The organism is Stenotrophomonas sp. 1L-E-5-B-C3 (assembly GCF_057292075.1).
In genome coordinates, this window is record NZ_JBXAWS010000011.1 from 63,017 (window position 1) to 89,454 (window position 26,438).

Here is a 26,438-nt window from a genome sequence, read left to right on the forward strand (position 1 = left end):
TCAGTGCTGTCCCCGCAGGCGGCGCCACAGCAGGCGCGGTGCGCGCCAGAGCATGCCGAAGAACAGGCGGGTGTGCATGCGGCTGATGCGCACGTTGTCGCGCCACACATCGAAGTGCGACACGCCATCGGATGGATAGGTCACGCGCGTGGCCAGGTGCTCGACCGGCAGTTGCCGCCAGTACAGGCGCACCATCACTTCGGTATCGAAATCCATGCGCCGGCCGATGGTCTCTTCGCCGACCAGGCGCAGCACTGGCGGCAGTGGATACACGCGGAAGCCGCACATGGTGTCGCGCAGGTGCAGCGACAGCGTGTTGATCCAGACCCAGATGTGGGTGGCGTAGCGGCCGTACAAACGCGCCTTGGGAACGCTGGCGTCGTAGGCCGGAATGCCACAGATCACCGCCTCGGGATGGGCGCGCGCCGCTTCGATGAAGCGTGGCAGGTCAGCGGTATCGTGCTGGCCGTCGGCATCGATCTGCAGCACGTGGCTGTAGCCACGCGCGCCGGCTTCGGCGAAACCGGCCAGCATCGCCCCGCCCTTGCCCTGGTTGATGTCCAGGCGCAGCAGGTCGACGCCCTGGCGCTGTGCCAGCGAACGCAGTGCTGCCGCGCACGCCTCATGCGAGCCATCGTCGACCAGCAGGCACGGCAGGCCGGCGGCCTGCACGCCGTCGACCACCGCCGCGATGGCATGCTCGTGGTCGTAGACGGGAATCACCACCAGTGGCGCGAACGCGGCACCGGCAACGGCCGGATCAGTCCGCATCGGCGAAGACCACCTTGCCGCTGGCATGCACACCGTGGCTGGAGGTGTAACGGAAGGCCAGCACGCTGCGTGTGGCATCCCAGTCCAGCTGCAGGGTCAGCTCTTCACCCGGGCGGGCCACGTGCTGGAACTTCACCGCATCCATGCGCAGGAATGCTGCCGGCATCGCGAACACCTGGCGGCCAAAACGCACCGCCCAGTCCAGCTGCGCCACGCCGGGGAGGATCGCCGCCTGCGGGAAGTGGCCCTGGAATGGTCGCAGCGCCGGGTCCAGAGTCATCCGCAGCGTGGCGCTGGCAGCATCACGGTGATCCCAGACCGGCACCGGCATCAGCGGCTGGAACAGCGCTGCCAGTGCCGCCTGGGTGACCTTGCCCTGTGCGTTGATCGGCAACGCCGGCACCAGCCGCCAGCGGCGCGGTCGGGTGACCGCGTCATGAGCCTGTGCCAGGCGTGCGCCAAGGCGCTGGCCCAGCGCGCGGCGCGCGGCCTCACCGCCCTCCAGCAGCGTCGGATCGGCCGGTACCACCACCGCGGCCAGCTGCTCGCGCTGCCCGGGCAGCACCAGCACGCGCACGTCATCCACTTCGGCGTCTTCGCGCAGCGCACGTTCCAGCGCATCCAGTGAAACGCGGCGTTCTTCGATCTTGACGATGCGGTCGGCGCGGCCCAGCAGGCGGAAGCGGCCATCGGCCAACGCTTCAACGCGGTCCTGGGTACGCCACCAATCCGGGGTTTCCAGATGTGCGGAGGCCACCGCCAGGCAGCCCTCCTCAATGCGCCACTGCACGCCGGGCAGCGGCTGCCACGGCGGCAGGTCGGTGTCCCAGCGGCGCCAGGCGATGCCGCCGGTCTCGCTGCTGCCATAGACCTCGGTCGGGGCCACGCCCAGCCACTGACGCACCTGGCGTGCGGCTTCTTCCGGCAGCGGGCCGCCAGAGGAGAACACGGCACGCAGGCGGCCATGCAGGCTGGCCCAGTCAAGCTGCTCGGGCAGGCGCTTGAGGTGGGCAGGGGTCGCGACCAGCACCGTGTCGGTACCGGCCAGCGCGCCCACCAGGTCCTCATGGAAGAACCGGCGTGGATGGATCAGGCGGCCGGCGGCCAGCGGCCACAGCACGCGGAACAGCAGGCCATAGATGTGCTGGTGGGACACCGTGCCATGCACCTGCACGCCTTCCAGCTGCGTGCCGAACGCAGCCTGCAGTGCGTCCACCTCGCGCGTCAGCTGGTCCATGCGCTTGTTGATCGCACTGGGCTGTCCGGTGCTGCCGGAGGTGAACACGCACAGCTCGCAGGCGCGCTCGTCCAGCGCCTGAAGACCCTCGTCCGATGTGGCGCCCAGCGCCGCCAGCGGGCGGTAATCGGCGGACACGTCGCCTGCGAAACCACTCACCTGCGGCTGCAGCGCCTGCAGCGTGGCCGGCAGGTTGTCGGCGGCCAGGAACACCCGCTTGCCGGCATGCCAGGCACCGAACAACGCAGCGGCAAAGGCCACCGCATCATCGAAATACAAGGCCCAGTCACGGCCTTCGGCCGCCGCAAACGCGGCGCGCCAGGCCAGTACGCGCTGGCGGAAGCAGGCGTGGTCGATCACCTCGCCATCGCAGACGCCAACGCTTCGATGCGGCCGCGCCTCCAGCAGCAGCCGGTCCAGAGCAATCCACTCAGCCATGCGCGTGCGCCGCCTTCACCCGCCGCCGCACCAGCCACTCACCTGCGAACAACACGCCCATCATCACGTACGCCAACAATCCGTTGTAGAGCATCCAGACCCGGTCCGACGCGTACAGCGCGGTCAGCAGGGCCAGGCTGCCGTTGAGAACGAAGAAGCCGCACCACACCTGGGTGACGCGGCGGGTATAGGCCACCGCGAACGGGGGCAGGTCCGGTTCCTGCAGCCGAGCCAGGCGTTCCACCAGCGGCGGGCCGAAACGCAGGCTGGTGCCGAATACCGCCAGCATCACTGCGTTGACCAGCGCCGGGTACAGCTTCAGCGGCAGGGCCTGGTTGAGCACGGTGGCCAGCACCGCCAGCAGGCCGGTGCCGGCTGCCGCGGCCCACCACAGCGGCTGGCGCGTACTCAGCGCGCGCAGCAGGGCCAGGGTGAACAGCAGCAGCGACAGCCAGCGTGGCTCGAAGCGGCCCATCGCCAGGTACACCAGCACCGGGTAGGCCAGCGAGATCGCAGCCACCACGACCGTGCGTGCGCGTGCCATGGTGGAGCCGCCGGCGCTGCGGTCAGGCTGCTGCCTGGTCCGGCAGCAGCCTGTGCACCACATCGACGATGTCCTGCACGGTACGCACGGCCTTGAACGCTTCCGGCTGCAGGTTGCGGCCGAGCAGCGGCTTGAGCTGCACGATCAGGTCGACCGCGTCGATGCTGTCGATGTCCAGGTCGTCGTACAGGCGGGCCTCCGGGGTGATCCGGGCGGTTTCGATCTCGAAGCTGTCGGTCAGGATGCTGACGATGCGTTCGAACAGTTCATTCTTGGTCATGGCAGGTCCTGGCACCGTTACGACTGGCGGGCGGCGACGAACTCGCCGAGCGCGCGCACGCTGGAGAAATGGCGACGGGTTTCTTCCGAATCGGCCGAGAGGCTCACACCGTACTTCTTCTGCAGCGCCAGGCCCAGCTCCAGCGCGTCGATCGAATCCAGGCCGAGACCCTCGACGAACAGTGGGGCGGTCGGATCGATGTCCTCCGGCGTGATGTCCTCCAGCGAAAGGGAGGAAATGATCAATTCCTTGATCTCGTGCTCAAGTGCTTGCACGGTTCGGATCTCCAGACAGGTCGAAATAACGAGAAAGGTGCTCGGTGACGCGACGGGCTGCCAAGGCATCCCCCCTTGGCGAGTCGTCTTCGGCCAGAAATGGCGCGATCGGGATATCTTCGCCGATCTGCAGCCGAACGTGAAAGCGACGTGAGGGGACACGATACCACTTCTGCCCCTTGGTCAGCGTTGGCGGGCTGCAGGTGATCCGCACCGGGGTGACGTCCAGGCGGCCCCGCACGGCGATGTTGGCGGCCCCGCGCTGCAGCCGTGGTGGCTGCCCTGGCACGCTGCGGGTGCCCTCCGGGAAGATGACCAGGGTGCCGCCGGCATGCACCGCGGCCACGCAGTCATCGACCAGGCCGGCGCCGTCGTCATTGGAGATGTAGCCGGCGGCCCGTACCGGACCGCGCATGAACGGGTTGCAGGCCACGGCCCGCTTGACCACGCAGTCGGCGTTGGGCAGCAGCGAGATCAGGCAGACCACGTCGATCAGGGTCGGGTGGTTGGCCAGCACCAGCAGGCCGTCGCGCTGCAGGCGTTCACCGCCCTCGATCTCGTAGGTCATCACCCCCAGCCCGCGCATCAGCCGCAGATGGCTGGCGAAGGCGGCCTGGACCACGCGGCGGGCCCGGCGGCGGCGGACCACCGGGTCGCGCATCAGCAGCAGCACCGGCATCACCAGCACGCCCAGCAGCAGGCCGCCGAGGCCAAATGCGACAAAGCTCAGGCCGGTGCCAAACACCCGCCAGGCATGGTCGAGGCGGCGCAGCAGCTCAGCCACGGCGGCTCCAGCGCCAGCGCTGGCCGTGGGCCACGTGTTCCAGCGCCGGCGCGCCGGACAACAGGAACCGGTGCAGGTCCAGCGCATGCGGCAGCAGGCCGGGCGCAGTGCTGGCCTGGGCGTCGGCCTGCTGCCACTGCAGCGACAGCGTCGGTCGGCCCTCTGCCGGGGCGGTCAGGCGCCAGCACCAGGCAAAGAACGGGTCGGGTTCGTCGGCGAACGTCGCGTAAATTTCCGGAAGTGGCGACTCATAGACCACCACCCGCACCTCGCGGGCACCGTCGGCCAGCAGGCCGACGGCCTCCAGGCAGGCCGTCTCCACGGTGGCCTGGCCCGCCGCCAGCGCCAGGTAGTTGCCGCGGTGGCCGCGGGCGATCGAGTACAGCGCCGCGATCGCGTTGTGCACAGACAGACCGAATCCGGTCGGCGACAACGGCTCGTCGGCGGCCAACGCACCCAACAGGTCCATCGAGCGGGCGACATCGCCGTGGCGGCTGGCGAACACCAGCGGCACGTCACTGTCGGCGCCCTGCCCGTCCTCGCACCAGCACGCGGCCTGGATCGCCATCCGGCCCAGCCGCTCGATGCGGCGGCGCTGCATCGCCGGCACTTCGGCCAGCGCCGGCGTGTCCGCGCCATGCGGCAGGTACGGCGCATCGGCCCAGCCCAGCCACTGGCTACGCTCACTCAGGCCGGGCGCCCAGGCAGCCCAGTCGACGATGGAGAATTCGATCATTTAGCGATGGTGCTTCAACGGGAGAACGATAGGCACGAGCCATTACAGCGACGCGCGGCGGCCCCCCGTTCCTGCAGCCGTGCGTCCGTCCAGGACGTCGCCGGCTGCCCCCCTGGCCGCCGGAAAGGAGCGCACGCTAGCACGTCCCGCGCAGGGTGTGCAGGTTTCACATTCCCCAACACGGGGCCCGGCAACGGCAGGCCCCGTGTTCAATCGATCAGTGGTAACCGGTGTCGGCGTGCACCTTGCCGCGGAATACCCGGTAGGACCACGCCGTATAGCCGAGGATGACCGGCAGCAATATGACCAGCCCGACCAGCGTGAAGCCCAGCGACGACGCCGGCGCGGCGGCCTGCCACAGGGTCATCGACGGTGGCAGCAGATAAGGCCACATGCCCAGTACCAGGCCGAGGAAGCCGAGCACGAACAGGGCCAGGCTGAGCAGGAACGGCGGCAGGTCACGGCGCGGGTGAGTGGCACTGCGCCACAGCGCGGCGGCCACCACCAGGGTCAGCAGCGGCACCGGTGACAGCCACCAGAAGTTGCCGTCGCTGAACCAGCGATCCATCAACCGCGAATCGAGGAACGGCAGCCAGCTGCTCACAAGGCCCATCGCCGCGATCACCGCCACCACCAGTGGCCGGGTCATCTGCCGCGCCAGCGCCTGCACGCGCCCCTCGGTCTTCAGGATCAGCCAGGTGCTGCCCAGCAGCGCATAGCCGGCCACCAGCGCGGCACCGGTCAGCATCGCGAACGGGCTGAACCAGGCAAACGGCCCGCCCTGATAGACACCGTCCACCAGCGGGATGCCCTGCACCAGGGTGCCGAGGATCACGCCCTGGGCAAACGTGGCCAACAACGAACCGAGGCCGAACGCCACGCTCCACAGCCGGCGCGATCGATGCGCCTTGAAGCGGAACTCGAAGGCCACACCGCGGAACACCAGCGCCACCACCAGCAGCAGCACCGGCAGGTACAGCGCCGACAGCAGCACCGCATACGCCTTTGGGAACGCCGCCAGCAGGCCGGCGCCACCGAGCACCAGCCAGGTCTCGTTGCCGTCCCAGATCGGCGCGGCGGTGTTCATCATCAGGTCCAGCTGTTCCTCGTCCTCGGCGAACGGGGCAAGGATGCCGATGCCGAGCACGAAGCCGTCCAGCACCACGTACATCAGCACGCCGAAGCCGATCACCGCGAACCACGCCACCGGCAGCCAGGTCATCAGGTCCATGTCAGCGCTCCTCCAGCGGTTCATCGGCCGCCGACAACGGACGCGCCGGGGTGTGGCTGCCGTGGTCCAGCGACGGCCCCTCGGCATACGGCTGCGGCCCATGGCGCAGGATCTTCACCAGGTACCAGATGCCCCAGCCGAACACGAAGGCATAGCCAACCACATAGACACCCAGCGACAACGCAGTCATCCACGCACTCTGCGGGCCGACCGCATCAGCGGTGCGCAGCACGCCATACACCACCCACGGCTGGCGCCCCATCTCGGTGACGAACCAGCCCGACAGAAGAGCGATGAAGCCGCTCGGCAGCATCCAGTTCCAGCCGCGCAGCAGCCACGGCGAATCCAGCAGCTTCTTCCGCCAGAGCTGGAACGCTGACACCCAGGCCAGCAGCAGCATCAACGTGCCCAGCCCGACCATGATGCGGAAGGCAAAGAACACTGGCGTCACCGGCGGCCGCTCGCTGGCCGGCACCGAGGTGAGCGGATCGAAGGTGCCGTCCAGGCTGTGGGTGAGGATCACGCTGCCCAGCTTCGGAATCGCCACTTCGAAGTCGTTGCGCTCTTCCTTCTCGTTCGGCAGCGCGAACACCACCAGCGGCACGCCCTCGCCTTCCTGGGTTTCATGCCAGTGCGCTTCCATCGCCGCGATCTTCATCGGCTGATGCTTGAGCGTGTTCAGTCCATGCATGTCGCCGACGAAGATCTGTACCGGCACGGTCAGTGCGGCGAACGCCACCGCCGCGATCAGCATGCGCCGTCCGGCCTCGACATGTGTGCCCTTGCGCAGGTACCACGCGCCGACGCCACCGATCACGAAACAGGTGGTGATGAACGAGCCCAGCGCCATGTGGGCCAGGCGATAGGGGAACGAGGGGTTGAACACCACCTGCCACCAGTCCACCGGATGCACGATGCCGTTGACCATCTCGTAGCCGGCCGGTGTATGCAGCCAGCTGTTGGACGACAGGATCCAGAACGTGGAGAACAGCGTGCCCAGCGCCACCATGCAGGTGGAGAAGAAATGCAGGCGCGGCGAGACCCGGCCCCAGCCGAACATCATCACGCCGAGGAAGCTGGCTTCCAGGAAGAACGCGGTCAGCACCTCATAGGTCAGCAACGGACCGATGACCGTACCGGCCACCTCGCTCAATCGTGGCCAGTTGGTGCCGAACTGGAAGGCCATGACGATGCCGCTGACTACGCCCATGCCGAACGACACGGCGAAGATCTTCTGCCAGAAGAAATACAGCTCGCGCCACACGGGCAACTTCGTGCGCAGCCACCGCCATTCGATGAAGGCCAGCCAGCTGGCCGTACCGATGGTGAAGGCGGGGAACAGCACGTGGAAACTGATGACGAATCCGAACTGGATCCGGGACAACAACAACGCGTCCAAGGGACGCCTCCTGCCAGCTGCCGGTGGGATACCGCACCACTTTAGGTGGATATTGTTAAAACGGGATGCGACCGGGTGACGCGCTGCTTCACTTTGTCGCAGGGAAGCTGGATGACAGAATGAACGGGCTACAGGGGCTTCAGCAAGGTCAAGGGCGGCTCCTTGGCGATTCGCAGGGCCCGGGGTACCAATGCAGTCAAGCAGGCCGCCATCACCAGTACGACAGCGCTCGATATCGAGAACCACAGTGAACCTGTGATGCCATCCTGTGGCGGCCCTATCCACTGCAACGACAACGCGCCGAGCAGGGCGCCCAGTGTGGTGAACAGTGAAACTTCGAACATGATTTCGGCAAAGATCACTGAGCCGCGAGCACCGAGTGTCCGTCGAACCCCAATGGAGTGCCGGCGCCGATCAAGCCAGGCGCCTACGACTCCGGAAACCCCGGCCATCAGCACACCGAGAACGATGGCCGTCATGACCGCGAGCACGGTCGTAGCGAAGCGATCAGCTTTGACGTAGGCGTCGCGATATCCCGCCAGCGTCTCGACACCGGTCGAATTCACGATCCGATAGGGCCGCTGCAGCGCATCGACAGTGCGATCAAGCGATGAACGATCAACCTCCGACTTCCACTTCGCCAGATAATAGCGACTGGCGCCCGTGGGAAGGCCCGGAAGCAGCGCCCACTGCGAGTCCCGCTCATTGCCTCCTGGTGCCGGTCCAGCAACAGACGCAAATACGCCCACGATGACCCGGCTGCTGCCGGGGCCGAAATACAGGTGGCGGCCAACAGCACTCTCCGTTCCGAACAGACGGGCAGCCAGCGCTTCACTGATCAGCACTATCGGAGCACCTTCAGCCATGTCGTCCTCTGTGGCATCCCGTCCCAGGACGATTCCCGCGCCCAGCATCGCCAGCAAGCCAGAGCTGGCAGTTGCCACGGGAATGCGATCACATCCAGCAACGTCTGTCGTACCCGCGTTCATCGAGTACGCCATGGCCGACTCGCTGGTGCACACGCCGTATCGATGGGCTCTTCCCCCGAACGGAACAGCGTCGCTCACAACCGTGTCCTGAACACCGGGCAGCCGGATCGCGGACAGGTCTGCCCGCAGCACTGCAGCATCAGCGCCTTCTTCGACATCCGAGACCCTGACCACACCAATCGATACTGCGTCCCGGATGCTGCGGGTGTTCAATCTGGCGAAGCTGTCCAGCACAGATTGCAGTGCGAACGCACATGCCAGGCTTGCAAGCGCAGCCTGCACTGCAAGCAGTGCGGCGCTTCCCAGATGTCGTCGAGTCTCCCTCATTGATTCGAACATTTCAGGCAGCCCCCTTCGCGAAGGCACTCGACAGTGAGCTGACCCTGCAGATTCCAAACGATGGGACCAATGAACAGAGCAGCGTCGTGACGACTCCCAGACCAACCGCCATCAGCACTGCTCCGGCATGCATCGCTGTTATCGCGCTGGGCAGAACGTCTCCCGCAGCAACCACCCGGATTCCCAGCGTATAGGTGACGACAGCGAGCGCACTGCTTGCGACGCCCGCCGCGATGGATTCCCACATGAGCTGGATGAACACGTCTCGGCGTCGCGCTCCCAGTGCACGTCGAATCGCGAGCTCCCGCCGACGGCGCCCCAGACTGAAGCTCAGCAGCGCCGCCGCGTTGACGATGCACACGCCGAGAAGGATCAGCGACAACCGAAGCTGCATCCTGGCCTGCTCCGGAACCAATCCCAGCCTGTCCAGCCAATCCATCAACGGCCAGAGTGCCACCTGCTGGGCGCCTGGCTCGATCCGAAGCCCCTTCTCCTGCGCATAGGCGTTCAGATTCGCGCGGTAAGCGGCGACATCATCTGCGGTGGGCAGCCACGCCCACAATTGAAGCCAGGAAACATTGGCCCCTGCAGGATCCGTGTCCTGGTCACCACCCCAGATCGCCGTCCCGTCCACAACAGTCAGTTTGTCTGCGATTGCGGTTTCAACCGGCAGGTAGATCTCGTCAGGTTCCACAAACGGCCTGCGTGTGAGATCTCCCTGAAACATTGGCACCGGATGCCAATCCTCCGCGACACCCACCACGGTGTAGGCGCGTCTACCCAGTTCCAACCGATGACCAACGCAGTCCTGTGCACACTCGCGCGCTGCGAGCGCACGCGACAGAACCACGATTCGGCTCGCAGCATGCCCCTCCTCGGCGGTCCATGCGCGCCCTTGAACAACGGCAATGCCAAGGACACTGAAGACTTCGGACGTGGCGAACCTGGCACGCAGTCTTGCGCTGGGCTCTCCCGGCCGGGAGAGCGTCACCGCGCCCCCTGCCATTGCTGCCTGCTTCCACGTCCGGCCTTGGTTCAGAAGCACCTTCGCGTCTGGCCAGGTCAGTGCCTGGCCAGGATCCGGAGAGCCACTGCGCAGTGCATCTGGACGCGCGTCAAGGTAGGGGCGGAACAATGCCGAGCTCCGGCCTGGAGCGGGATCCGACGATGCCTGGAGAACAATGGAAAGCATCACGGTGGTGATCCCTACCCCCGCACCCAGCATGAGAGCGATTGCCAGATGAGTGCCGATTCGCTGCTTGAATCGGGCGAGCGAAAGCTGGATGTAGTAGAGCATCATCCAACTGCATCCGGCATTGGCTTACTCGCGCACCTGTCCATGTGATTCTCACTCCATACCCCTGGAAACTGATGGTTGAGAATCTCTGATTGTGAAACTGCGCCTCAAGTGGAGACATGGAATTTGCAACTTTCCTCAGGAAACACACGCAGCTCGTAGGTCCTGGATAGAGCCACCGACACTGATGACGAGACCGAGGTGACGGAATCTGACGCGGAAGACCAACTGTCGATTTGCAGACAACGCCCGATGCCTGGCCATCTGATCGGGTGTTGGAGGAAAAAGCGTCCAGAATCAGGTGCAGGCGTCAGTGCTTTCCTAGACCCAGAAATACCAGACAGCCGCCGCCACCAACGCCCCCAGCAACACCACCTGCACCACCACATAGCCCACGCCACTGTCACGCGACTCTGCGGCAATGCGCTTCTGCAGCGCCTCGCTCACATCCGGCGTTTCTTCCTGTTGCGTCTGCTCACGCAACGCCTGCGCCAGCGCGCGTTCTTCCGCATCGCGAGGGTCAGTCGATGGGCTCACAGCAATTCTCCGGCGGCGGCATGCCGCGTCAGTTCCTGCTTCAGGACCTGGCGCGCGCGGTGCAGGTGGCTCTTGATGGTACCGCGTGCCAGCCCGGTCACCTGCTCGATCTCGGCCAGGTCGAAGTCCTCCAGATAGTGCAGGCCGACAATCAATCGTTGCGGTGCACTCAACCGCTCCAGCGCGATGCCAAGATGGCGGCCGGCCTGCAGCGCCTCGCTGAATTCGGCCGGCCCCGGGCCTTCATCGCCGATCCCCAGTTCCTCCGGCACCTCCACCGCCACCATCCATTGCGCCTCCAGCCGCCGCCGGCGCAGGTGCTGCAGCGCGGAGGTGTAGGCCACCCGGGAAACCCAGGTGCGCAGCGAGGATTCAAAGCGAAACCGGTGCAGCTGGCGGAACACGGCCAGGAAGGTCTCCTGCAGCAGGTCGGCCACCTGGTCGCGGTCGCCGACCATGCGCCCGATCACATGCGCGCAGGTGCGCTGGTGGGTCTCGACCAGCTGCGAAAACGCCGCCTGCGAGCCATCGATGATGGCCCGTACCAGGGCCTGGTCCGCATCCAGCGGTTCAACAGCCGGTGCGGCCGCTGCTGTGTCCTGCCGGTCACGACCCCTCAATGCCGACAGTGCGTCGCCAAGCAGGCTCATGTGCGGGGCGCCCCCTGTGCCCGTGGCATGTCCTGGCTCAGCCCTTGCGCGCGACGGGACGGGTGAAGTGCCAGGCCAGCAGCTGGCCGAGGCCGGCACTGCCCACCATTGCGGCAGCGGCACCGAAGGTCAGGTCACGGGCACCGATGGCTTCCAGCAGGGCCATGGCCAGCGCCAGGCAGACCAGGCTGATGCCCCAGCGCAATGCGCCTTGGCGGCGGCGCTCTTCCTCCAGCATGGCCAGCGAGCGGATCACTTCCTCCGGCACATGGGGAGCGACCAGTTTGCTGCGGGCGCGGGCATCGGCAATGGCGTGGATCGCGTAGGCGATGCAGATGAAGAGGGTGATCGGGATCAGTTCCTGCATGGTCGGGCTCCTGTTCGGTGGATGATGCGGGTTCAGGAGAATGGATGCGCAAGCCCGGCAACCGGTTGCACCACTTTGCCAATCCCGCTGCCATGACCTGTGGCCCCCTCCCCCGGCCCGGGCGGCTGCTACCCTTGCCCGGTTTCCTCTACTGGTGCTGTCCGCCCATGTCCCGAGTGCTGCCCCTGTCCCTCCTGCTGTCGGCCGTGCTGGCCGCACCGGCTGCGCATGCCGCGCCGACGCCGATCACCATCGAACAGGCCATGGCCGACCCGGACTGGATCGGTCCGCCGGTCGAGAAGGCCTGGTGGTCGTGGAACAGCCAGCAGGTGGAATACCAGCTCAAGCGCAGCGGCAGCCCGGTGCGCGATACCTTCCGCCAGCCGGTGGCGGGTGGCGTGGCCGCACAGGTGGCCGATGACCAGCGCGGCACCCTGGACGTGGCCGAGCCGGTCTACGACCGCAGCCGCAGCCGCAGCGCCTTCGTCCGCAATGGCGACGTGTTCGTGCGCGACCTGCGCAGCGGCGCGCTGACGCAGCTGACCCGCAGCAACGAGCGCGCGGGCAACGTGAACTTCGCCGCCGACAATGGCGTGATCTGGCGCGTCGGCCAGAACTGGTTCCACTGGACCGCCGCCAGCGGCGTGCAGCAGGTGGCCAGCCTGAAGGCCGAAAAGGACCCACGTACGCCGCCGAAGGCCGACGTGCTGCGCGACCAGCAGCTGCGCACGCTGGAAACCCTTCGCCGCGACCGTGACCAGCGCGAAGCACTGAAGGACCAGGACCAGCGCTGGCGCCAGGCTGACCCGACCCGCGCGCCGGGCCCGGTGTACCTGGGCGCCGACGTGGAGATCGCCGACAGCGTGCTGTCGCCTGACCTGACCCACCTGGTCGTGGTGACCAAGCCGAAGGACTTCGATGACGGCCGTGGCGGCAAGATGCCGCTGTACGTGACCGAGTCGGGCTACGAGGAAACCGAAGACACCCGCACCCGCGTCGGCCGTAACGGCTTCGAGCCGCACACGCTGTGGTACGTGGACGTGCGCACCGGCAAGGCCGAGAAAGTCTCGCTGGCCGGCCTGCCGGGCATCAGCACCGATCCGCTGGCCGAGCTGCGCCGCAAGGCCGGCAAGGACGCGCTGAAGGGCGAGCGCAGCCTGCAGGTGATGAGCGACTTCATGGGCGGTGGCATCCGCTGGAGCCCCGATGGCCAGCAGGCCGCGGTGATGCTGCGTGCCAACGACAACAAGGACCGCTGGATCATCAGCGTCAACGCCGCCGACGGCCGCGTGCAGAACCGCCATCGCCTGACCGACAACGCCTGGATCAACTGGGGCTTCAATGATTTCGGCTGGATGGCCGATGGCCGCACGCTGTGGCTGCTGTCGGAGGAATCGGGCTTCTCGCACCTGTACACCCAGTCCGGTACGGGCAAGCCGCAGGCGCTGACCAGCGGCAAGTGGGAAACCTCGGCGCCGGTGCTGTCGGCCGACGGCAAGGGTTTCTACTTCCTGTGCAACCAGCAGGCGCCGCATGACTACGAAGTCTGCGCGGTCGACACCGGCAGCCGCCAGGTGCGCGAGCTGACCAGCCTCAACGGCGTGGAAGACTTCTCGCTGTCGCCGGACGGCCAGCAGCTGCTGGTGCGCTACTCCGGCGCCTATCTGCCGGCGCAGCTGGCCGTGGTACCGAGCACCGGCGCAGGCCAGGCCCGCGTGCTGACCGACACCCGCACTGCCGAGTTCAAGGCGCGCCAGTGGATCCAGCCGAAGCTGGTGGCGGTGCCGTCCAAGCATGGCGCCGGCGTGGTCTGGGCCAAGTACTACGAGCCCGAAAACAAGGAACCGGGGAAGAAGTACCCGATCGTGATGTTCGTGCACGGCGCCGGCTACCTGCAGAACGTGCACCAGCGCTACCCGGCCTACTTCCGCGAGCAGATGTTCCACAACCTGCTGGTGCAGAAGGGCTACATCGTGCTGGACATGGATTACCGCGGCAGCGAGGGCTACGGCCGCGACTGGCGTACGGCGATCTACCGCAACATGGGCCACCCGGAACTGGAAGACTACAAGGACGGCCTGGACTGGCTGGTCGACACCCAGCAGGGTGACCGCGACCATGCCGGCATCTACGGTGGTTCCTACGGCGGCTTCATGACCTTCATGGCCCTGTTCCGCTCGCCGGGCACGTTCAAGGCCGGCGCCGCGCTGCGCCCGGTGGTGGACTGGCACCAGTACAACCACGGCTATACCAGCAACATCCTCAATACCCCGGACATCGATCCGGAGGCGTACCGCGTGTCCTCGCCGATCGAATACGCGCAGAACCTGCAGGACAACCTGCTGATCGCCCACGGCATGATGGATGACAACGTGTTCTTCCAGGACTCGGTGAACCTGACCCAGCGCCTGATCGAACTGCACAAGGACAACTGGTCGATCGCACCGTACCCGCTGGAGCGCCACGGCTATGTGCGCGCCGATTCCTGGCTGGACCAGTACAAGCGCATCCTCAAGCTGTTCGAGCAGAACCTGAAGTGAGCAACGCCGCGGCCACGATCCACATCGTGGCCGCGGTCATCCTGGATGACCGCGGCCGGGCGCTGGTGGTACGCAAGCACGGCGCCAGCCGCTTCATCCAACCGGGCGGCAAGCCCGAACCCGGCGAAGCGCCGCTGCAGGCGCTGGCCCGCGAACTGGACGAAGAACTCGGTGTGCAGCCGTGCGCCGAAACCGCCATTGCGCTGGGCACCTTCGAGGATTGGGCGGTGAACGAACCCGGCCATCGCGTGCAGGCACAGGCCTGGTGGGTGCGGGTGGACGGCACGCCACAGGCATGTGCCGAGATCGCCGAACTGGCCTGGGTGCCACTGCAGCCGCCGCATGGCCAGCCCTTGGCACCGTTGAGCGAACACCATATCCTGCCGGCCGTCGCCACCCGGGTGACGGCCCGCTGATCGCGCGGGTGACGACTGCAAGGACACCGGATGTCAGTGCCGATCCCGCCGCTTCCCTCGCCTGCCGCTCCAGCCTATTACGCCTGGGTGCGCCCGATCGGACAGGCTTCGTTCTGGCTGTCACTGCTGCTGACGGTCTACTTCGTGCTGCAGGGCCTGCTGCTCTGGCCGCTGCACAATCTCCCGCTCTGGCAACTGCTGGCCAATGAAGCGCAGCACCAACAGGTGCACAGCCTGACCTGGCTGCTGGCGCACCCGGTGGGCGCGTCGATGATCGCCGCACTGCTGTGCCTGGCCTCGACCCTGGCCAGCTGGGGACTGCTGCGCGAGCGTCGCTGGGGCCTGTGGAGCTTCGTGGCGATACTGCTGCTGAGCGCATTGACCAACTTCGCGATCGCCGGGTGGCTGGACGTGTTCATGCGCGACCTCATCCCGTTTCTGACCGATGAACCGGGGCTGGTGCAGGAACTGCAGGTGAAGCGCTGGCTGATCACGTTGACCGTGGTCGGCACCTCAATCCTGTTCCTCGGCCTGCAGGGCTGGCTGGCCTGGCGCCTGCTGCGAGCAGACATCCGCTCGCGCTTCCACTGAGCCCCTCCCCTCCTCTGCTCGACAAGGACCGTCGCATGCGCTTGCTGACCCTTCTCCCCGCGCTGCTGCTGTTCGCCGCGCTGCCTGCCGCCGCCGATGCGCTGCGCTGTGGCGAGTACCGCAGCACCGACGGCGGCATGGCGCTGGTGTTCACATCACCCAGCACCGGCTACCGCCACGACGACGGCAGCGAGCCGGAGCCGCTGTGGGTCGATCGCAGTGCGGCGCAGACCCGCCTGGTCATGCTCGACGATGGCGTGGCGCTGCCGGTCCGGATCAGTGCCGATGGGCAGCGCATCGAAGACGAGGTTGTGGTGGTCTACACGTTGCGCCAGTCCCGGGACTGCGCCAGCGAACCCGCCGCGATTGCCGGCAGCTGCCGCGCCGCCGGCAGCCACTGCATTGCGCAGCTGCCCGCGGCTTCGCCCGGCCAGATCCAGCGCGCGTGCGACGAAGGCGTTGGCGCGGGCTGCTCGGCGCTGCTGCGACAACTGCGGGATGGCAGCCCAGCAAAGGCCACCGACGACGTCGGTGCCACGGGCTTTGAACGCCCGCCTGCCTGCCGCGAACACACGCCCGGGCATGACCCGCAGGCCTGCGAGGCGCTGACGAATGATGCATTGGCTGCCGCCATGCAGCGGGTGAATCAACGCCTGCAGCAGGAAGACGAAGACACGCTGGGTTCGCCGCTTCAGGCCGCTGCTCGCGATCAGCTGCAGCAGCGGTGCCTGCAGCACCGCAATGGCCGCTTCTGCGTGGAAGTGGCCGCGCAGCAATTGAACGCGCTGGAACCTGCGTTGGCAGTGCAGGCCCTGCAGGTGGTCTGCGATGCGGGACGCGTTACTGCCTGCGAACGTACCGCACCGCTGCGTGAACTCGGCACCGGCCTGCGCCTGGTGCCGTTGCAGCGGGTGCCGTGCGGCCGCTATCAGGCCGACGGTGGGGTGATCGACATGCTCGACTTCGGTGATGGCGCGCGTGCCCGCCTGCACGAAGGCGCCGTCCAGCTGCAGCAGAACGGCGAAACCCTTGTGCTGCGCCAGCTCGGCAATGGCGACCTGCTCGGCATGGACAACCAGACGGCCTACCAGCGTTACCAGCTCGTGCCCGGCACGGCACAATGCACGCCCCCGCGCGAGGGCCAGGGTTCGCCGTAGCGCCAGGAGCTTCCCGTTCGATCGTCAAGGAGACGACATGCATTCACCCGCACCGCGCCGCCGCTGGCTGGCCTGGGCGTTGCTGCTGGCCGCGCCGATGGCTGCCGCACAATCGCCGCAATGCGGCCTGTTCAAGGCCGATGAAGGCAGCAGCACGCTGCGCATCAGCTCACCCAACCGCGGCGAGCAGAAGCACTTCGGCAGTGCGCCGTCTCCGGTCGCGTTCCAGCAGATCGACGGAAAGCTGCAGCTGGTGAACCTGGAGTACGGCCTGCCCAGCGCGCTGCAGGTGCGCGATCGTGGCCGCACGGTCGAGGTGGATGGCACGGTCTACCTCCTGCAGGCGCCAGCACAGTGCGCCGCAGCCGCCACGCCGGCTGATGGCAGCTGCCTGGCCGATGCGGCCGCGTGCCTGGACAACCGTCGCGAAGCGACCCCGACCGCGCTGGAAGCAGGGTGCCGGGAAGGCGTGCCCGGCATGTGCCTGCAACTGGCTGATCGTTGGCACGAGGAGGCTAAACCCACGGTCGAGGCCGATCCCGCCCTGGCAAAGGCAGCGCTCGACGCCGCCTTGTCCGGCATCAGACTCCCCGCTGCCTGTGACAACGGTGGCTTCGAACAGGGAACCCCGGCGTGTGCCGCCGCACTCGAGGCCAACCCTGCAGTGCAGGAGCAGCTGGTCAAGGCCGCGATGACGGCCGCCATGACCGAAGCCATGGTGACGATGACCGCGCCGACCGTGCCGGTGATCATTCCGGCTGAGCGGCGGCAACAGTTGTTGCAGCTATGCCGCGAGGTACCGCACGGCGGCTTCTGCACCCGCGTGGCTGAGCTGTCCTGGGACGCGGGAGATCCCCAGCAGGCGGTGCAGGCCCTGGCCGCGGCCTGCACCCCCGGCAATGACACCGCCACCTGCGAGCGCCTGCCGGCGTTGCAGGCGGTGGGCGCATCGTTGCAGCCGCAACCGGCAACGGTCCTGCCCTGCGGCAATTACCGGTCCGACGGCGGCCTGATGGACACGCTGGACTTCGGCGATGCCGGCCTGGTTGGCGTTGGCTGGAGCAGCCATCTTCGCGCACGTGTCGAAAAGGGCGACATCCGCATCCACCACGACCGGGACGGCGACTTCGTGCTGCGCCCGCTGCCCGGCGGCCAGTTGCTGGGCCTGGATAACTGGACCCGCTTCCAGGTGTTCGTCCCCACCGGCGAGGGTCCGACCCGGTGCAGTGCACCGAAGCAGTTCAAGGTGCTGCCACTGCCACAGGATTGCCCGCTGGCGCTGGCCAACGAGGGCGGTGCCGAAGCCTGCTGCGCGCAGGGCAAGCTGCAGGGCTGCAACATTCTCGGCAACCGCCTTGCGCTGTCCGGGAACTGGCTGCAGGCTGCCGAGCACTACACCACGGTCTGCCGCGCCGGCGTGCGCGAAGGGTGCGAGAACCTGGTGACCGCGCAGGGCAACGGCGCGGAACTGGACGCACGGGCAACCCTGGAGCAGCTGTGCAAGGCCGACCGTAGTGGCCTGCATGTGGCCTGCGACGTGCTCGGCACCCAGAACTGGGAGCTGATCACGCTGGGTGGTGCTCTGCAGAAGGCGGTTGACGAGGCAGCCGAGGACGACACTCCGGCGCCGCGCAATTCCAACCGCAAGCGCTGAGCCGGCCAGGGCCTGTCCGCAGCTTCGGGCAGGCCCTGCGGTAAAGTACGCGCCATGAACGAATTCGAGCGCGTGCGCGCCTACCTCACCGACCTGCAGGACCGCATCTGTGCGGCGATCGAGGCCGCCGATGGCCAGGCCCGCTTCCAGGAAGACCTGTGGCAGCGTGCCGAGGGCGGTGGCGGGCGCACCCGCGTGCTGCGCGACGGTGCGGTGTTCGAACAGGCCGGCATCGGCTTCTCCGACGTGGCCGGCAGCCGCCTGCCGCCGTCGGCCTCGGCCAATCGTCCGGAACTGGCTGGCGCCTCCTGGCGCGCCACCGGCGTGTCGCTGGTGTTCCACCCGCTGAACCCCTACGTGCCGACCACCCATGCCAACGTGCGCTTCTTCCAGGCACAGCGCGACGGCGAAGTGGTGGCCAGCTGGTTCGGCGGTGGCTTCGATCTGACTCCGTTCTATCCGTTCGACGAGGATGTGCAGCACTGGCACCGGGTCGCGCGCGATCTGAGTGCGCCATTCGGTGACGAACGCTATGCCGCGCACAAACGCTGGTGCGACGAGTACTTCTTCCTGCGCCACCGTAATGAAACGCGCGGCGTCGGCGGCCTGTTCTTCGACGACCTGCACGGCGATTTCGAACGCGATTTCGACTATCTGCGCGCGGTCGGCGATGGCTTCCTTGATGCGTACCTGCCGATCGTGCAGCAGCGCAAGGACACCGCCTACGGCGAGCGCGAGCGAGAGTTCCAGCTGTACCGACGCGGCCGCTATGTGGAATTCAACCTGGTCTACGACCGCGGCACCCTGTTTGGCCTGCAGAGTGGTGGCCGCAGCGAAAGCATCCTGATGAGCCTGCCGCCGCGGGTGCGCTGGGAGTACGGCTTCACCCCGGAAGCGGGCAGCGCCGAGGCACGCCTGGCCGATTACCTGGTGCCGCGCGACTGGCTCTGATCTTCGCGTGCCACGCCTGAGGCGTGGTGCTTTCTCCTGCCTGGTCCGTCCTGTACCGGACGGGTTGTGTTTTTCTTCTTCAAGGATGACGTCATGCCTACTGCTGTTCCCCTCCGTCCCCGCACTGCGGGCTGGCGCTCCCTGCTGTTGCTCGCGCTGGCCTCGGCCAGTCTGCCGGCTGCCGCGCAGTCGATGGCCTGCGGCACCTACAAGGACAGCGGCGGCAATATCACGCTGACCATCGAGAGCGAAGGCCACGCCTTCCTGTCCGGCCCCTACCAGGCCACCGAGGAGCTGCGCATCGCCCGCCAGGAAGACGTGCTCGGCACCGGCAACCTGTCCACGGGACGCCTGGAAAACTGGTTCTTCTCGGACAACGACCGCACGATCAACACGCCCTATCGCGAGTTCACCCGTGAGCACGCCGCCGCCTGCAAGACGATGCCCGAGCCTATCGAAGATGGTTGCGTGATGAACACCTCAGAGTGCCTGGAGGCGCTGCCGGAGGCCGCACCGGTGAAGCTGCACGCCTGGTGTGCCGAGGGCGTGGGCGCGGCCTGCTCCCAGCTGTTGGAGACCTACCAGCAGCAGGCCAAGGACGCTGCCCCGGCGCCTGCACGGGCCGAGCCGCCGAAGCCGGAGATCTGCAAGGAGGATTCCGCGTCCTTCAACGCCGAGGGCTGCAGGGCGATCGCCGAGGTGGTCGGGCTGGAGATGATCGGCAAGTCCCTGCTCGGGCTGCAGCATTCGGTCGATCCCGTGTTGCCGTCCGCGCAGCTCGATGAGCTGGCCACACTGTGCCGGCAGCAGCACGGCGAGACCTTCTGCGCCGACGTTGCCGAGGTGCTGTGGAGTGGCGGGCGCCTATTGCAGGCCCACGAAGCGCTGCAGCTGTCGTGCGCGCAGCGCGCGGACGGCGTGGCCTGCGGCCGCGCCAAGGCGCTTGCCAGCCTGGCCGCTGCGCCGGTCGCTTCACTGGCTCCGGTGCCGGCCACTGCGCTGCCGTGTGGGAGCTATGAAGCCGAGTACGGTGTGCTCTCGCCGCTGCGCTTCATTGATGGTGGCCTGATCGAAGTGGAGGGCCTCGACCAGCGCCTGCGCGCGAGCGTGCAGGACGGCCGGATTCTGGTCCGTCGCGATGTCGGCAGCGACTTCGTGCTGCAGCCGCTGCACAACGGCAACCTGGTCGGCATCGATGGCGGCAGCCTCTTCGCCTATTACGAGCGCAAGCCTGCGGCGGGTACTGCCAGCTGCAAGCCGCCGGTGGCGTTCGTGGAAATTCCACTGCCACTGGATTGCCCGACCCTGGGCCGCATGGATGGTGCCAAGGCCTGCTGCGCCGATGGCAAGCTGCTCGGCTGCAAGGTTGCCGGCGAAGCGCTGTTCGAGGCCGAGAAATGGGCCGCGTCGCTGCCCTATTTCGAGACGCTGTGCGGCGCCGGTGTCCGCGAAGGGTGCCTGGCATTGGCAGCGGTGTATTCGCACACCGCCGACCCGAAGATCCCGCAGGCCATGGCGGCACTCTGCGCGAAGGATGGCAAGGGCACGCATGTGGCCTGTGATGTGGACGCCACCCGCAACTGGCCGGCGCTGAAGGCCGAAGCCGCGCCCTGAGGCTCATGCACCTGTAGAGCTGGGCGCAAGGCAGCCGAGCATGGGCTCGGCTCTACAGGGTCAGGTGCTCTTCCTGGGGATGATGGTGATGTGCCCGTTGATCTCCAGCAGGGCCAGCTCGACATCCTCCACGCCCAGGCAGCCCTGCTGACGCATCGCGGCCTCGAAATCGGCGCGGGTGACCTGCTCGCGTCGCAGAACGGCGTCGAACAGGCGCCCATCGCGCGCGAGCACCACCGGTTCCCCCTCGACCAGGCGCTCGATGCGACGGCTGCGGGTACTCACCCAGCCTACGCCGTAGTTGAGCAGGATCAGGGTCGCGGCCAGCAACAAGCCACCGCCCAGCGAGGTATCGGTGCCGAGCAGTGCGTTCTGCACGGCATTGCCCAGCAGCACCACCAGCAGTACGTCGAACGGGGTGATCTGCCCCAGCGGGCGCTTGCCGCTGAGCCGGACCATGCCCAGCACCACGACGTAGACCACCACCGCGCGCAGGATGAACTCCCACCACGGCATCGCCAGTGAGAACAGATCGGGCATTGCGGGTTCCCCTGCGGAGCGGTGGCCCAGCGTGGCGCAGGCCACGTCATCTGGCAACGGCACAAATAAAAAGCCCCGCTGACCAGGGGGAGGTCAACGGGGCCGGGGAACGGGCACTTGGGGAGGAGTCCCCGTTCCGAGATCTGCTCCAGGGGATGGGAGAGATCCACAACAGGCGTTGCGCCTGTCGAGAGTTATAGAAGCACTCCGAACACTAACGGTTCGTGAAGGGGCCCAATTTAATGAACCTCCATCAGGGCAACATTCATGATCGAGTCAGAAACCTCTGACGAATGAACGAATTCACGTCGTTTTCGGCCTGAAACACCCTCAGTGTGCTTCGTCCCAGTTGTTGCCGATGCCGGTATCGACCACCAGCGGCACCCGCAGTTTGGCCGCTTGCGACATGCGCTCGACCACCTGCAAACGCAACTCCTCGACGAAACTGCTTTCGGTTTCGAACACCAGTTCATCGTGCACCTGCAGGATCATCCGTGCCGGCGCGCCGCTGTCACGCAGCCACTGGTCCACGTCCACCATCGCACGCTTGATGATGTCGGCGGCGGTGCCCTGCATCGGCGCGTTGATCGCGGCGCGCTCGGCACCGGCGCGCAGGCCCTGGTTACGTGCATGAATGTCGTTCAGGTACAGGCGGCGGCCGAACAGGGTTTCCACATAGCCCTGGTCGCGGGCCTGCTGGCGCATCCGCTCCATGAAATCACGCACGCCCGGGTAGCGGCTGAAGTACAGCGCCACGTAGTCCTGCGCCTGGCCACGGTCGATGCCCAGGTTGCGGGCCAGGCCGAAGGCGCTCATGCCGTACATCAGGCCGAAGTTGATCGCCTTGGCCGCGCGGCGCTCGTTCGGAGTCACCTCTTCCAGCGTGCGCCCGAACACCTCGGCGGCGGTGGCGCGGTGGACGTCGGCGCCCTGCTCGAAGGCGCCCACCAGGCCCGGATCTTCCGACAGATGGGCCATGATCCGCAGCTCGATCTGCGAATAGTCGGCCGCCAGCAGCTGGAAGCCCTCCGGGGCGATGAATGCGCGTCGGATACGGCGGCCATCCTCGGTGCGGATCGGGATGTTCTGCAGGTTGGGGTCCGACGAGGACAGGCGGCCGGTGGCGGCGCCGGACTGGTGGTAGCTGGTATGCACGCGGCCGGTGTCCGGGTTGACCATCTCCGGCAGCTTGTCGGTATAGGTGCTGCGCAGCTTGGCCAGGCCGCGGTACTCCAGGATCACCCGCGGCAGCTCGTGCTGATCGGCAATCGCCTCCAGTGCCTCTTCGTTGGTGCTGGGCTGGCCCTTCGGGGTCTTCACCACCGCCGGCAGCTTCAGCTCATCGAACAGCACCGCCTGCAGCTGCTTGGGCGAATCCAGGTTGAAGCTGCGGCCGGCCAGCTCGGTGGCCTTCTGCTGCGCGGCCAGCATGCGCGAGGACAGGTCCTGGCTCTGCCGGCGCAGCTCGACGGTATCGATCCGCACGCCATTGGCTTCGATGCTGGTGAGCACCGGCACCAGCGGCATCTCGATGTCGCGGTACACGCTGTCCAGCGCCGGCTCGGCCAGCAGCTGCGGTTGCAGCGCGCGGTGCAGGCGCAGGGTGATGTCGGCGTCCTCGGCCGCGTAGCGGCTGGCTTCGTCGATGCCCACCTGCGAGAACGGAATCTGCTTGGCGCCCTTGCCGGCCACGTCCTCGAACTTGATGGTGTTGTAGCCCAGGTAACGCAGGGCCAGCGAATCCATGTCGTGGCGGGTGGCGGTGGAATTGAGCACGAAGCTCTCGAGCATGGTGTCGTCGTGGTAGCCCTGCACCTCCACGCCGTGGCGGCGCAGTACGTGCAGGTCGTACTTGCCGTGCTGGCCCAGCTTCTTCTTCGCCGGGTCCTGCAACACCGGGCGCAGTGCGTCCAGCACCTGCTGCATCGGCAGCTGCGGCGGCGCGCCCGGGTAATCGTGGCCGACCGGAATATAGGCGGCCTTGCCCGGCTCTACCGCCAGGCTGATGCCCACCAGGCGCGCACGCATCGCGTCCAGCGCATCGGTTTCGGTATCGAAACTGATCAGGTCCGCCTGCTGCAGGCGCTCGACCCAGGCCTGCAGCTGCTCGGCGGTCAGCACGGTCTCGTATTCACCCGGCGCGGCCAGGGCCGGATCCAGCGTGCCGGCAGCCGGTGCCTCGGCGCTGCCACGGGCGAAGCCGGCGGCGGTGCCACGCAGGCTCGGCGTTGCTTCGCTGGCGGCCGTCGGCGCCGGCAGCGGTGCACCCAGCTCCTTCAGCGCCTGGGTGAAGCCATAGCGCGCATACAGCTCGGTCAGCTCCGGCACGTCCTGCTCGCGCAGGGCCAGCGTGGTCGGGCTGGCCTCCAGCTCCACGTCGGTGCGGATGGTCACCAGCTCGCGGTTCAGCGGCAGGCGCTCCAGCGCGGCGCGCAGGTTTTCGCCGATCTTGCCCTTCATGGTCGGCGCGGCCGCCATCACCCCATCCAGGTGCTGGTACTCGGCCAGCCACTTGGCGGCGGTCTTCGGCCCACATTTCTCCACGCCCGGCACGTTGTCGACGGTGTCGCCCATCAGCGCCAGCAGGTCGATGATCTGGTCGGCGCGCACGCCGAACTTCTCCATCACCGCCGCATCGGAATCCATGCGGCTGCCGGTCATGGTGTTGACCAGTTCGATGCCCGGGCGCACCAGCTGGGCAAAGTCCTTGTCGCCGGTGGAGATGGTCACCTTCAGGTCCTGCGCCACGCCCTGCAGGGCCAGCGTGCCGATCACATCATCGGCCTCCACGCCAGGGATGCGCAGGATGCTGATGCCCAGCGCTTCGACGATGCGGCACATCGGTTCAACCTGGCTGCGCAGCTCGTCCGGCATCGGCGGGCGGTTGGCCTTGTACTGCTCGTACAGGTCATCGCGGAAGGTCTTGCCGGGCGCATCGACCACGAACGCCACGTAGGCCGGGCGCTCCTTCAGGGTCGAGCGCAGCATGTTGACCACGCCGAACAGCGCGCCGGTGGGTTCGCCCTGTGCATTGGACAGGGGCGGCAGCGCGTGGAACGCGCGGTACAGGTAACTGGACCCGTCGATCAGGACTAATCTGCTCATGGGTCGATTCTACGCGCCCGTGCCTGCACTGCGACGACACGGCACAGCCCCGGCGATGGGGCATAATCAAGGCTCTTTCCAGGCAAAGGCCCCCGCCGATGAAGACCCTGATGCTGGCTTCCGTGCTCCTGCTCGCTGGCTGCGCCAGCCTGAGCGGCGCCGGCGCTCCCCCGGTGGACGTCAAGGGCGCGGATGTGTCCAAGCGCACCATGGACAACGGCGACACGATCGAGGAATACCGTGTGTCCGGCCAGCTGCGCATGGTCAAGGTGACCCCGTCGCGCGGCGCACCGTTCTACATGTACGACAAGAACGGCGATGGCCGTTTCGACAACGACAAGGACGGCGTGTCGCCGGTGTACTGGAAGCTGTACAGCTGGTGATGTGATCGGGGGTCAGAGCCCTTTCCTGCGGAAAGGGATCCGACCCCAACAAGGCAATCGCCACGGCCCACAAAAGATGACGCCGGCACGCATCCTGCGGCCGGCGTCGGGTCCCCTCCCCGGGAACGCTTGAATCAGCGGATGACCAGCACCGGCAGGGTGCTGCGTGCCAGCACTTCGGCAGTCTGGCTGCCCAGCAGCACGCGGGTCACGCCACGACGGCCATGCGAGGTCATCACGATCAGGTCGCTGTTGCGCTCCCCTGCTGTCTCGATGATGCCGTCGGCGGCGTAGCGGTCCAGCACATGCACAGGGTTGGCGGTGATGCCCTGCTCGGCAGCCTTGGCCAGCGCCGGCTGCAGTACCTTCTGCGCGCCTTCCTCACGGTCGGCCTTGTATTCGGGGCTGTTCATGTAGCCCACGCTCCAGCCCATGGCGTCGTACATCCCGACGGCCCAAGGCTCGGATACAGTCACGATATCGACCTCGGCATTGAGGTCCTTGGCCAGCTCCAGGCCCTTGGCCAGGCCCTTGTCGGCCAGCTCTGACCCGTCGGTGGCAATCAGGATGCGCTTGTACATGGTGGGGCTCCGTGGCGGTCTGCCAGATGGGAACAACACCATTGCACACCGGATGTGCAGGGCGCGCCTTGAGCAGGATCAATCCGGCGCGGCGCAGCGGCGTGTGCGCACCGCCGGCTTGCACACCCCCTGACCGCAGCGCATGCTTGACCAGCGGCACCGCGCCGCCCTGGGAGAACGCCCATGCAGGACAGCAAGCCGACACCACGAAGCCCCCTCAGGATCATCCTTTGGAGCCTCATCGCCGCCTTCGTGCTGTTCTACGGCGGCTATCATCTGGGCAAGGACATGGCGCAGCGTGACAACGCCCGGCAGTCAGCCGGCCGATAACGCTCTTCTGTAGAGCCGAGCCATGCTCGGCTGCTTTTCCCGCCAGAAGCAGCCGCGCATGGCTCGGCTCTACATTTTCTGCCCTCAGGCGATCTGCACCACGCGTGCGTTCTGGCACAGCGGGTAGCTGCCGACGAATTCAGCAATCGCATCACGCATCGCCTCGAACGATTCGCCGTACATGTACAGCGCGGTCTCGGTCGGGCCCTGCCACCAGCTGCAGATCTCGCCCAGGCCATCGATGCGCTCGGACAACTGCTCGAACACGTGGTTGGAATCGCACTGCTCGTAGACCTCGTCCGGCAGGGTCAGGCCATCCAGGTAGATGCCCAGGCCCTCGGTCACGCCGAAGCCTCGATCAGCCTCGTCCGCACCCTGCAGTTGCGAACCCTTCGGCGCGCCCAGCTGCTCCAGCAGGTCGATCAGCTTCGGCACGCCGGCCGCATCGACCAGCGCCACTTCGATGTCGCCGTACTCGACCTCGCCGTCGTCGGACATCGCGGTGCCACCGCCGGTGATCCCGCCGACCTCGGCCGCCTGCAGCAACGCATCGAGCGGATCCTCGAACAGCTCGTGGCGATGCTCCGGCTGCAGCTTGGCGTTCAACTTCACGGTGACGTGCAGCGTGGGTTCGGTCATCGGGGCGTTCCTGGAAGATGTCAGGCCCCATTGTAGAGTCGAAGGTAGCGGCAGGAGCCGCTG

27 protein-coding genes are annotated in these 26,438 nt (G+C 66.9%); 9 read left to right on the plus strand and 18 right to left on the minus strand.

Features of this window, described 5'->3' with window-relative positions; all coding sequences use genetic code 11:
* From AC0Z6F_RS14705 to AC0Z6F_RS14770, 14 genes are all read right to left on the minus strand, one after another.
* Positions 1–771 carry a glycosyltransferase family 2 protein gene (locus tag AC0Z6F_RS14705; RefSeq protein ID WP_012512471.1) on the minus strand — a complete coding sequence of 257 codons (771 nt, stop codon included), beginning with the start codon at positions 769–771 and terminating at the stop codon, positions 1–3.
* The gene (locus AC0Z6F_RS14710; protein WP_012512472.1) at positions 761–2,446 is read right to left on the minus strand and encodes an ApeI family dehydratase; all 1,686 of its coding nucleotides are present in this window, start codon (positions 2,444–2,446) and stop codon (positions 761–763) included. The genes AC0Z6F_RS14705 and AC0Z6F_RS14710 overlap by 11 nt, the downstream gene beginning before the upstream one ends.
* Positions 2,439–2,990, minus strand: a complete 552-nt coding sequence (locus tag AC0Z6F_RS14715) for a COG4648 family protein (RefSeq protein ID WP_012512473.1) — start codon at positions 2,988–2,990, stop codon at positions 2,439–2,441. Before AC0Z6F_RS14715 ends, AC0Z6F_RS14710 begins: the two co-directional genes overlap by 8 nt.
* 22 nt (positions 2,991–3,012) lie before the next feature.
* The gene (locus tag AC0Z6F_RS14720; protein WP_006402206.1) at positions 3,013–3,270 is read right to left on the minus strand and encodes an acyl carrier protein; all 258 of its coding nucleotides are present in this window, start codon (positions 3,268–3,270) and stop codon (positions 3,013–3,015) included.
* Positions 3,271–3,287: 17 nt separating this feature from the next.
* Entirely contained in the window at positions 3,288–3,545 is a 258-nt protein-coding gene (locus tag AC0Z6F_RS14725) for a phosphopantetheine-binding protein (RefSeq protein WP_005411610.1), read from the minus strand.
* Complete coding sequence (locus AC0Z6F_RS14730) at positions 3,532–4,329, minus strand: lysophospholipid acyltransferase family protein (protein WP_006402207.1); 798 nt, start codon at positions 4,327–4,329, stop codon at positions 3,532–3,534. The genes AC0Z6F_RS14725 and AC0Z6F_RS14730 overlap by 14 nt, the downstream gene beginning before the upstream one ends.
* On the minus strand, positions 4,322–5,065 hold the full coding sequence (locus tag AC0Z6F_RS14735; RefSeq protein WP_012512474.1) for a beta-ketoacyl synthase chain length factor: 744 nt from the start codon (positions 5,063–5,065) through the stop codon (positions 4,322–4,324). The genes AC0Z6F_RS14730 and AC0Z6F_RS14735 overlap by 8 nt, the downstream gene beginning before the upstream one ends.
* Positions 5,066–5,282: 217 nt before the next feature.
* On the minus strand, positions 5,283–6,296 hold the full coding sequence (cydB, locus tag AC0Z6F_RS14740) for a cytochrome d ubiquinol oxidase subunit II (protein ID WP_012512475.1): 1,014 nt from the start codon (positions 6,294–6,296) through the stop codon (positions 5,283–5,285).
* Between the two features lies 1 nt (position 6,297).
* Positions 6,298–7,695 carry a cytochrome ubiquinol oxidase subunit I gene (locus AC0Z6F_RS14745; RefSeq protein ID WP_012512476.1) on the minus strand — a complete coding sequence of 466 codons (1,398 nt, stop codon included), beginning with the start codon at positions 7,693–7,695 and terminating at the stop codon, positions 6,298–6,300.
* A 128-nt stretch (positions 7,696–7,823) separates the two neighbouring features.
* Entirely contained in the window at positions 7,824–9,023 is a 1,200-nt protein-coding gene (locus tag AC0Z6F_RS14750; protein WP_012512477.1) for an ABC transporter permease, read from the minus strand.
* A gap of 1 nt (position 9,024) precedes the next feature.
* Positions 9,025–10,323: an ABC transporter permease gene (locus AC0Z6F_RS14755; RefSeq protein WP_012512478.1), complete on the minus strand. Its 1,299-nt coding sequence runs from the start codon at positions 10,321–10,323 to the stop codon at positions 9,025–9,027.
* Positions 10,324–10,641: 318 nt separating this feature from the next.
* Complete coding sequence (locus tag AC0Z6F_RS14760) at positions 10,642–10,857, minus strand: hypothetical protein (protein WP_012512479.1); 216 nt, start codon at positions 10,855–10,857, stop codon at positions 10,642–10,644.
* Complete coding sequence (locus AC0Z6F_RS14765; RefSeq protein ID WP_485617520.1) at positions 10,854–11,507, minus strand: RNA polymerase sigma factor; 654 nt, start codon at positions 11,505–11,507, stop codon at positions 10,854–10,856. The genes AC0Z6F_RS14760 and AC0Z6F_RS14765 overlap by 4 nt, the downstream gene beginning before the upstream one ends.
* Positions 11,508–11,544: 37 nt before the next feature.
* The gene (locus AC0Z6F_RS14770; protein WP_012512481.1) at positions 11,545–11,874 is read right to left on the minus strand and encodes a hypothetical protein; all 330 of its coding nucleotides are present in this window, start codon (positions 11,872–11,874) and stop codon (positions 11,545–11,547) included.
* 167 nt (positions 11,875–12,041) lie between these two features.
* On the opposite strand from AC0Z6F_RS14770, the gene AC0Z6F_RS14775 reads away from it, so the two are divergent.
* The 7 genes from AC0Z6F_RS14775 (at position 12,042) to AC0Z6F_RS14805 (ending at position 20,797) form a co-directional block, all read left to right on the plus strand.
* Positions 12,042–14,414 carry a S9 family peptidase gene (locus AC0Z6F_RS14775; RefSeq protein ID WP_485617522.1) on the plus strand — a complete coding sequence of 791 codons (2,373 nt, stop codon included), beginning with the start codon at positions 12,042–12,044 and terminating at the stop codon, positions 14,412–14,414.
* Positions 14,411–14,830, plus strand: coding sequence for an NUDIX hydrolase (locus AC0Z6F_RS14780; RefSeq protein ID WP_485617524.1), 420 nt, complete (start codon positions 14,411–14,413; stop codon positions 14,828–14,830). The genes AC0Z6F_RS14775 and AC0Z6F_RS14780 overlap by 4 nt, the downstream gene beginning before the upstream one ends.
* Before the next feature lie 30 nt (positions 14,831–14,860).
* Positions 14,861–15,421, plus strand: coding sequence for a hypothetical protein (locus tag AC0Z6F_RS14785; protein WP_100435463.1), 561 nt, complete (start codon positions 14,861–14,863; stop codon positions 15,419–15,421).
* 35 nt (positions 15,422–15,456) lie between these two features.
* Positions 15,457–16,578, plus strand: a complete 1,122-nt coding sequence (locus AC0Z6F_RS14790; RefSeq protein ID WP_197582033.1) for a hypothetical protein — start codon at positions 15,457–15,459, stop codon at positions 16,576–16,578.
* Between the two features lie 37 nt (positions 16,579–16,615).
* A complete protein-coding gene (locus AC0Z6F_RS14795) occupies positions 16,616–18,232 on the plus strand; it encodes a hypothetical protein (RefSeq protein ID WP_485617527.1) in 1,617 nt (538 codons plus the stop codon).
* Between the two features lie 54 nt (positions 18,233–18,286).
* Positions 18,287–19,183: an oxygen-dependent coproporphyrinogen oxidase gene (gene hemF / locus AC0Z6F_RS14800; protein WP_485617529.1), complete on the plus strand. Its 897-nt coding sequence runs from the start codon at positions 18,287–18,289 to the stop codon at positions 19,181–19,183.
* Between the two features lie 93 nt (positions 19,184–19,276).
* Positions 19,277–20,797 (plus strand): hypothetical protein, encoded by a 1,521-nt coding sequence (locus AC0Z6F_RS14805; RefSeq protein WP_485617531.1) that lies wholly within the window; start codon positions 19,277–19,279, stop codon positions 20,795–20,797.
* A gap of 60 nt (positions 20,798–20,857) precedes the next feature.
* Here the strand turns inward: AC0Z6F_RS14805 and AC0Z6F_RS14810 are convergent, their stop codons facing one another.
* Both AC0Z6F_RS14810 and polA read right to left on the minus strand, forming a co-directional pair.
* Positions 20,858–21,337: a DUF421 domain-containing protein gene (locus tag AC0Z6F_RS14810; protein WP_012512489.1), complete on the minus strand. Its 480-nt coding sequence runs from the start codon at positions 21,335–21,337 to the stop codon at positions 20,858–20,860.
* Positions 21,338–21,667: 330 nt separating this feature from the next.
* On the minus strand, positions 21,668–24,442 hold the full coding sequence (gene polA, locus AC0Z6F_RS14815; protein ID WP_012512490.1) for a DNA polymerase I: 2,775 nt from the start codon (positions 24,440–24,442) through the stop codon (positions 21,668–21,670).
* A 98-nt stretch (positions 24,443–24,540) separates the two neighbouring features.
* Between polA and AC0Z6F_RS14820 the strand changes: the two genes are divergently transcribed.
* Complete coding sequence (locus tag AC0Z6F_RS14820; RefSeq protein ID WP_100435468.1) at positions 24,541–24,825, plus strand: DUF2782 domain-containing protein; 285 nt, start codon at positions 24,541–24,543, stop codon at positions 24,823–24,825.
* 134 nt (positions 24,826–24,959) lie between these two features.
* On the opposite strand, the gene AC0Z6F_RS14825 is transcribed toward AC0Z6F_RS14820, so the two are convergent.
* Positions 24,960–25,406: a universal stress protein gene (locus AC0Z6F_RS14825; protein WP_005411629.1), complete on the minus strand. Its 447-nt coding sequence runs from the start codon at positions 25,404–25,406 to the stop codon at positions 24,960–24,962.
* Positions 25,407–25,589: 183 nt separating this feature from the next.
* Here AC0Z6F_RS14825 and AC0Z6F_RS14830 point away from each other — a divergent pair, with 183 nt between their 5' ends.
* Positions 25,590–25,736 (plus strand): hypothetical protein, encoded by a 147-nt coding sequence (locus AC0Z6F_RS14830; RefSeq protein ID WP_485617534.1) that lies wholly within the window; start codon positions 25,590–25,592, stop codon positions 25,734–25,736.
* An 84-nt stretch (positions 25,737–25,820) separates the two neighbouring features.
* Here the strand turns inward: AC0Z6F_RS14830 and AC0Z6F_RS14835 are convergent, their stop codons facing one another.
* Positions 25,821–26,375 (minus strand): hypothetical protein, encoded by a 555-nt coding sequence (locus tag AC0Z6F_RS14835; RefSeq protein ID WP_485617536.1) that lies wholly within the window; start codon positions 26,373–26,375, stop codon positions 25,821–25,823.
* Between the last annotated feature and the right edge of the window lie 63 nt (positions 26,376–26,438).